Origin of the sequence: Bradyrhizobium sp. (assembly GCF_049691595.1) — a bacterium.
Taxonomy (GTDB): Bacteria; Pseudomonadota; Alphaproteobacteria; order Rhizobiales; family Xanthobacteraceae; genus Bradyrhizobium.
In genome coordinates, this window is the sequence record NZ_JBAVNZ010000493.1 from 1 (window position 1) to 7,599 (window position 7,599).

Genomic DNA, 7,599 nt, shown 5'->3' on the forward strand with positions numbered 1-7,599 from the left:
TCAGCGGCAGGATCGCGTCACCCGCGGCGAACACGATCTGCTTCAACGGCGCGCGCGGCCTTTGCATGCCGGTCGGCCCGAAGAAGTAGCAATAGATCATCAGGCCGAAGCCGATCATCAGCCCGGGCACGACGCCGGCCATGAACAGCCCCGCGATCGAAACGTTGCCGACCGCGCCATAGACCACCGCGGTGATGCTCGGCGGCACCAGCGCGGCGATGGTCGATGCGGCGGCGATGATCGCGGCGATGAAGGCCGGCTTATAGCCCTCGCGCTTCATCGGGCCGCCCAGCGCACGGCTCATCACCGCGACGTCGGCGGTGGTCGATCCCGACATTTCCGAGAAGAACATGCTGAAGACCACCACGACCTGCGACAGCCCGCCCCTGACGTGCCCGACCAGCGACACCGACAGGTTGGCGATCCGCACCACGACATTGGCCGAACTCATGAGTTCGCCGACCAGGAGGAAGAACGGGATCGCCAGCAGCGCCTCGGAATCCACGCCGTCGAAGATCTTCTGGATGATCGCCGCCAGCGAGACGTCCGACAGGACAGCGCCGACGAACACGCCGGCCAGCAGCGAAAACGGCACCGGCACGCCGAGATAGCCGAAGAACAGGAAGCAGAACGTCATCAGCGCGAGGACGATCGGCGCGCTCATCAGAGCGCTCCCATCGAGGCGCCGGGGCTGATCGCGGGAATATCGAGATCTTCCTCGGGTGGCTCGGGATGGTCAAATCCGTGGCGGATGCCGTTGACCAGTTGCTCGATCGTGAACAGCGCGATCAGCGCGCCGGACAAGGGTATCACGGCATAGAGCGAGGCGATCGGCGTGCCCGAGGGAAGGCGGAAACTGCCAAAGCCCCGGATGTAATTCTGATAGCCGTACCAGATCAGGCAGGCGGCGACGCCAAGCACGACGATGCGGATGAGGATTTCGACAACCAGCCGCGGGGTACCATGCATCGCCTCCGAGATCGCGGTGAGATAGAGGTGGTCGTTGCGCCGGGTCGCGACCGCGGCGCCGATGAAGATCGCATAGATGAACAGCGTGGAAGTGACTTCCTGCAGCCACAGCCAGGGGTGGCCGATGGTGCGCGTGACGATGTCGGCCGTGACCGAGAGCGAGAAGCCGAAACACAGCGCGCCGCACAGCATCATCAGCGCGAGTTCGAGCCGGTCGAACGATGGCCATTTGAGATGACGCTGCCGTTGCAGCACCAGTTTGTCGGCGATGGCCATCGTCTCTCCCGATCGGTTGGTGTTTCCACGGTCATGGCCGGGCTTGACGATCTGATGACAGGCGATCGCGCGTCAGTTGATCGCGCGGATCAGGTTCTTGATCTTCTCCGCATGCGGGCCGAGCTCCCTGGCGAGCTTGTCGAGATAGGGATCGGCGATCGTGGTAAAGCTCTTCTTGTCGACGTCCTCGACGATCTTGACGCCGATCGACTTCAGCTTGGCGGCCGCGGACTTTTCGAGTTCGAACGCCCTGGCCGGCTCCCTGGCGCTGATTTCCTCAGCCGCCGTGGTTACCCATTGCTTCTGTTCGGCGGAAAGGCTCTGCCACAATTTGTCGCTGACATACACCAGCGCGTTGTTGGCCTCATGTTCGGTGATGTTGAGCACCGGCGCCACCTCGTAGTGCTTGTTGACGAGATAGACGTTGATGCTGTTCTCGGCGGCGTCGACCACGCCGGTCTGCAGGGAGGTGTAGACGCTGCCGAACGGCATGTGCACGGTCTGGGCGCCATAGGCCGGGAATATCGCGTCTTCGGTGGCGGTCGCCTGAACCCGAATCTTGATCCCCTTGAGATCACCGACGCTGTGAATTTCCTTCTTGCTGTAGATGTTGCGCACGCCCTGCGAGCCCGTGGCGATGACGTGAAGTCCTTGCGTGGTTTCGTCGATCATGGCCTTGATCGCATCGATCACCTGCTGGTCGGCCAGCGACTTGATCACATGGTCGGCGTTGCGGAACAGGAAGTGCAGCGACATCACGCCGGCCTGCGGCGAGATCGTCGCGGTATTGGCTGACGAGACGATGGCGAATTCGATGTCGCCGGATTTCACCAGTTGCAGGAGCTGCGGCTCCTGCCCGAGCTGCGCGCCGGGATACTGGTCGACGATCATGGTGCCCTTGCTCAATTTCTTGAGCCTGGCGGAAAACATGTCGTAAGCGACGCTGTAACCGGTATTGAGCTGCTGATCGTGGGCAAAGCGATAATGCTTTGCCTCCTGGGCGTTGGCGGTCGCCAGCATCGCCGTTGCGGCAACCGCCGCGCCAATGAACTTCCTTCGATTGCGCATCGCGCCGTTTCCCCCCGTTCTGGTCTTCCTGACCATCCCATCAAGCCAGGGGAATTGTCAATAAAACACCGGGATTTTCCCGCCATGCGGCAAGTCTGGTGCATGTGCGTGCGGCAATTGTCGATAATTCAGCAAGCCGTTCGGGGTTGGCTCCCCCGCCTAATTGATCGCGCGGACCAGGTTCTTGATCTTCTCGGCATGGGGCCCAAGCTCCCTGGCGAGCTTGTCGAGATAGGGGTCGGAGATCGCGGTGAAGCCCGCTTTGTCGACGTCGGTGACGACCTTGACGCCGATCGATTTCAGCTTGTCCTGCGATTGATGCTCGAGCTCGATCGCCTTCGCCGGCTGGTTCTTGTTGACCTCGTCGGCCGCGGCCTGCACCCAACCCTGCTGCTCCGCCGTCAGGCTGTTCCACAGCTTGTCGCTGACCCACACCAGGCTGTTGTTGGCCTCGTGCTCGGTCATCGAGAGCACCGGCGCCACTTCGTAATGCTTGTTGGCGAGATAGACGTTGACGCCGTTTTCGGCGACGTCGACCACGCCGGTCTGCAGCGAGGTATAGACGCTGCCGAACGGCATGTGCACGATCTGGGCGCCATAGGCCGGGAACATGGTGTCCTCGGTCGGCGTCGCCTGCACGCGCACCTTGAGGCCCTTGACGTCCTCGACCTTCCTGATCTCGCGCTTGGAATACATGCTGCGAAGTCCGAGCGTCGCAAGCGCGATGACGCGGCCGCCCTGCACGGTCTCCGCTATCATCGCCTTGACGGCCTCGGACACCTTCGGGTCAGCGATCGCCTTGATCAGATGCGCTTCCGAGCGGAACAGGAAGTGCATCGACATCACGCCGGCCTGCGGCGACAATGTCGCGGCGTTGGCCGACGATGAGATGCAGAACTCGACGTCGCCGGCCTTGACGAGCTGCAGCACCTGCGGCTCCTGCCCGAGCTGGGCGCCGGGATACTGATCGATCAGCATGGTGCCCTTGCTCAGCGCCTTCAGTCTGTCGCTGAAGATATCGCCGAGGATGCCGTAGCCCGTCGTCTTGGGCTGGTCATAGGCGAAGCGATAATGCTTCGGCTCCTGGGCGCTGGCGTTCGCGGAGATCATCACCGCGGATGCGGCCACGACCGCACGAAGCATGGCTTTCAGTATGCCCATCGTCTCCCCCTGTGCTGTTTTTTTCATCAAATCATCGCGGTTGTTTGATTGTCAATTGAACATCAGGCGTTCAGGACAGGACGCATATGCGAGATGGCGACGCGCGACTACGCCTACCGCCGTCATTGCGAGGAGCGTAGCGACGAAGCAATCCATTCTTTCTTTTCCTTTTCGCGGCTCGATGGATTGCTTCGCGGAGCCTGTCATCGGGCGCGCATTCGCGCGACCCGTTGGCTCGCAATGACGGGGAGACGGCACCACACGCACGTCAAACCCATCCACGCTATCCCTTCCCCTCACCGCGCATGAAATCGAAGTCGCAGCCTTCGTCGGCCTGCAAAATCGTCGCGTTGAACAGATGCGCGTAACCGCGCCTGGCCCAGTCCGGCGTCGCCGCCGGCTCAAGCGCCGCGCGGCGCTTTTGCAGCTCAGTGTCGTCGACCAGAAGATCGATGCGGCGCCTGCCGACATCAAGCCGGATCATGTCGCCGTTCCTGACCAGCGCCAGCGGCCCGCCGACGGCGGATTCCGGGGTGATGTGCAATACGATGGTGCCGAACGCCGTGCCGCTCATCCGCGCGTCCGAGATCCGCACCATGTCCTTGACGCCTGACCGCGCGAGTTTTTTCGGGATCGGCAGATAGCCGGCTTCGGGCATGCCCGGCGCACCCTTGGGGCCGGCGTTGCGCAGCACCAGGACGTCGTCGGCGGTCACATCGAGCGCGGGATCGTCGACCCGCAAGGCCATGTCCTCAACCGATTCGAACACCACGGCGCGGCCGGCATGCTGCAGCAGCCTCTCGCTCGCCGCCGAATGCTTGATGACGGCGCCGCGCGGCGCGAGATTGCCGTGCAGCACCGCCATCGCGCCCTCCGGCTTGATCGGATTTTTTCGCGCGCGAATGACATCCTGTCCCGGCACTTGCTCGGCGGCGGCGACGACATCGCGCAAGGTCGCGCCGGTGATGGTCCTGGCGTCGAGGTCGATGAGATCGCCGAGCTGCGCCATCAGTTTCGGCACCCCCCCGGCATGATGGAAATGCTCCATGTAATGCTCGCCGGACGGCTTTAAGTCGATCAGCACCGGAACCTCGCGGCCGAGCCTGTCGAAGGCTTCCAGATCGATCCGGTGCGCGGTGCGGTTGGCGATCGCGGTCAGGTGAATGAGGCCATTGGTCGAGCCGCCGATCGCCTGCAGCACCACCTGCGCATTCCCAAACGATGCCGATGTCAGCAGCTCGCTCGGCCGCGGCCCTTTGGCCCTGGCCATCGCGGCAGCGACCTTGCCGCTCGCCTCGGCGGAGCGAAAACGCTCGGCATGCGGCGCGGGAATGGTCGCGCTCATCGGCAGCGACAGGCCGAGCGCCTCGGTGATGCAGGCCATGGTAGAGGCGGTGCCCATCACCATGCAGGTGCCGACCGAGGGCGCGAGACGGCCGTTGACGGCCTCGATCTCGACATCGTCGATCTCGCCGGCGCGATATTTGCCCCACAGCCGCCGGCAATCGGTGCAGGCGCCCAGCACCTCGCCCTTGTGATGGCCGACCACCATCGGCCCGACCGGGATGACGACGGTCGGCAGATCGGCCGAGACCGCGGCCATGATCTGCGCCGGCAGGGTCTTGTCGCAGCCGCCGATCACGACCACGGCGTCCATCGGCTGGGCGCGGATCATCTCCTCGGTGTCCATCGCCATCAGGTTGCGCAGATACATCGAGGTCGGATACGCAAAACTCTCGGCGATCGAAATGGTCGGAAACACCATCGGCATCGCGCCCGACAGCATCACGCCGCGCTTCACCGCTTCGATGATCTGCGGCACGTTGCCGTGGCAGGGATTATAGTCGCTAAAGGTGTTGGTGATGCCGACGATCGGGCGATCGAGCGCGTCATCCGAATAGCCCATCGCCTTGATGAAGGCCTTGCGCAGGAACAGCGAGAAGCCGGCATCGCCATAGCTCGTCAGCCCCTTGCGAAGTCCGTCCGCCATTTTCTGGTTTCCCGATGTCGTGTGACCCCACTAAAGGAGCCCGGGGAATTATTGTCAATGTCTGATACTTGGCCTCGAAATCGCTGGCTTCCGAGCCAAGCGGCCTCATATTATTGACAATAAGGCCCGAGCGTGCTGATTTCCTGTCATGATCGGAAATGAGCGTCCATGAAAGCGCAGGCCGCTTCCCCGGAAAACCCGGCGCCGACGCGCGAGGAGGAACAGGCGGAAGTGATCCGCCGGCTGGAGGAGGACATCATCTTCGGCCGCCTCGCGCCGGGTTCGCGGCTGGTCGAGGACACGCTGATGACGCGCTATGGCGCCAGCCGCCATTTCGTGCGCCAGGGCCTGTTCCAGCTCGAGCGCCAGGGCATCGTGCTGCGCGAAAAGAACATCGGCGCCACCGTGCGGTTCTATTCAGCCGAGGAAGTGCGGCAGATCTACGAGGTGCGGGAGATGCTGACGCGGCAGGCGGCGCTGATGATCGCGTTGCCCGCGCCTGAAAGCCTGATCGACGTGTTGAGCGAATTGCAGCGGCACTATTGCGCCAAGGCCGACGCGCAGGACCTTCGCGGCATCCATGAGGCCAACGACGCCTTTCATCTCACGCTGTTTTCCGCCTGCGGCAATCCCTATCTGGTGCGCTCGCTGCAGGATTACATGAACCTGACCTTGCCGATGCGCGCCAAGAATTTGGCCGACAAGGACGGGCTGGCGCTGTCGCGCCGCCAGCACGAACTGATGATCGAACTCTTGAAAGGCCGCGACAGCTGGGCGCTGGCGCAGCTCTGCGTCGATCACATGCAGTTCAGCAAATCGGACTATCTCGGCCGTATCGCAAGGGATGAGAAGCCAGATTAGGGTCTTGTCATTCCGGGGCGCACGCGCGTTGGCGCGGGCGAGCCCGGAATCCATAACCACGATCGGGAGTATGGATTCCGGGCCTGCCCCAAGCGGCGCATCCACGATGTGCAATTGCACATCGGGGAATGACTTCTGTTATTTCCAGTCCACGATCCGGCTCCTGTCGCCATCGAACTCCATGCCGCAGAACGTGCCGCCCTGGTAGAAATCGCCGACCGGATCGGGCTTGAGTCTGGCCTGCTCGGCAAACGCATGCTCGCGGAAATCCTCCGCCCGGCCGGTCGGGCGATAGCCAAGATCGTAGGCGCGGTGGTTGTCGAACCAGGCTCGCTCGTTGTAGGAGGCGCCGTAGAAAACCTCGAAGCGGATGTCGGGATGATCGAGCCCGATGCGGCAGAGCTGCACCAGGTCTTCCGGCTTGAGCCAGATCGACAGCCGGCGGTGATCGAGCGGTTTTTCGCCGAAATTGCCGATGCGCAGGCAGGTCACCTTGAGCCCGTGCTTGTCGGCATAGAGTGCGCCGACCGCTTCGCCGAACACCTTGCTGACGCCGTAGCGGCTGTCCGGCCGCGCCGTGACGTCGGTGCCGATGCGGTGATGGCGCGGATAGAAGCCGACGGCGTGATTTGACGACGCGAACACCACGCGTTTGACGCCTTTTTTGCGCGCGGCTTCGAACAGATTGTAACAGCCGATGATGTTGGATTTAAGGATATCGTCCCAGGGGCCTTCGACCGAATAGCCGCCGAAATGCAGGATGCCGTCGATGCCCTCGCAGATCGCCTCGACCTGCGCGAGATCGGACAGCTCGGCCGCCTTGAATTTTTCGTGCGCGCCAAGATCGGCGGGCGCCTTGAGATCGCTCAGCACGAGATCGGGATAGATCGGCGGCAGCAATTTGCGCAAGGACGTGCCGATCCCTCCGGCCGCGCCGGTCATCAATATGCGTGGCATTTCTTCCCTCGTGATGGTGGCTTGAAGCGAGTATGGCGCGGTGGACGCTGTGCGGCAAGACGCCCTCCGCCGTCATTGCGAGGAGCGTGAGCGACGAAGCAATCCATTCCTTCTTTTTCCGCGGAAGGATGGATTGCTTCGCGTCGCTCGCAATGACGGGTGAGACTGCGGTTGCTTGCCGCCTGACCGCACGGATGATAGCAAATGATCCTGGTGAGGAACTCAAACAACAACGAGAACGGCAAAGGTCCGAGGCATCGTCCCATTCCGCCGGCTGGCAGCCGGCGAGCCATTACCCCGATCCCGCCATTCACGCG

General features: G+C 62.8%; 8 protein-coding genes. 2 read left to right on the forward strand and 6 right to left on the reverse strand.

What is annotated here, in order from left to right; all coding sequences use genetic code 11:
* The 5 genes from WCE35_RS20595 to WCE35_RS20615 all read right to left on the reverse strand — a co-directional run.
* A partial coding sequence (locus WCE35_RS20595; protein WP_424595163.1) for a TRAP transporter large permease subunit occupies positions 1-664 on the reverse strand: 664 nt, incomplete at its 3' end.
* Positions 664-1,245 (reverse strand): TRAP transporter small permease, encoded by a 582-nt coding sequence (locus WCE35_RS20600; RefSeq protein WP_424595164.1) that lies wholly within the window; start codon positions 1,243-1,245, stop codon positions 664-666. The genes WCE35_RS20595 and WCE35_RS20600, both read right to left, overlap by 1 nt.
* A 72-nt stretch (positions 1,246-1,317) precedes the next feature.
* The gene (locus tag WCE35_RS20605) at positions 1,318-2,313 is read right to left on the reverse strand and encodes a TRAP transporter substrate-binding protein (RefSeq protein ID WP_424595165.1); all 996 of its coding nucleotides are present in this window, start codon (positions 2,311-2,313) and stop codon (positions 1,318-1,320) included.
* Positions 2,314-2,472: 159 nt separating this feature from the next.
* Positions 2,473-3,474 (reverse strand): TRAP transporter substrate-binding protein, encoded by a 1,002-nt coding sequence (locus tag WCE35_RS20610; RefSeq protein WP_424595166.1) that lies wholly within the window; start codon positions 3,472-3,474, stop codon positions 2,473-2,475.
* 283 nt (positions 3,475-3,757) lie between these two features.
* Positions 3,758-5,464 carry an IlvD/Edd family dehydratase gene (locus tag WCE35_RS20615; RefSeq protein ID WP_424595167.1) on the reverse strand — a complete coding sequence of 569 codons (1,707 nt, stop codon included), beginning with the start codon at positions 5,462-5,464 and terminating at the stop codon, positions 3,758-3,760.
* A 168-nt stretch (positions 5,465-5,632) separates the two neighbouring features.
* Here WCE35_RS20615 and WCE35_RS20620 point away from each other — a divergent pair, with 168 nt between their 5' ends.
* Positions 5,633-6,325 (forward strand): GntR family transcriptional regulator, encoded by a 693-nt coding sequence (locus WCE35_RS20620; protein WP_424595168.1) that lies wholly within the window; start codon positions 5,633-5,635, stop codon positions 6,323-6,325.
* 138 nt (positions 6,326-6,463) lie between these two features.
* Here WCE35_RS20620 and WCE35_RS20625 read toward each other — a convergent pair whose 3' ends face one another.
* Positions 6,464-7,282: an NAD-dependent epimerase/dehydratase family protein gene (locus WCE35_RS20625; RefSeq protein WP_424595169.1), complete on the reverse strand. Its 819-nt coding sequence runs from the start codon at positions 7,280-7,282 to the stop codon at positions 6,464-6,466.
* Positions 7,283-7,368: 86 nt separating this feature from the next.
* Between WCE35_RS20625 and WCE35_RS20630 the strand changes: the two genes are divergently transcribed.
* Positions 7,369-7,599: hypothetical protein (locus tag WCE35_RS20630; RefSeq protein ID WP_424595170.1), on the forward strand; the 231-nt coding region annotated here is incomplete at its 3' end.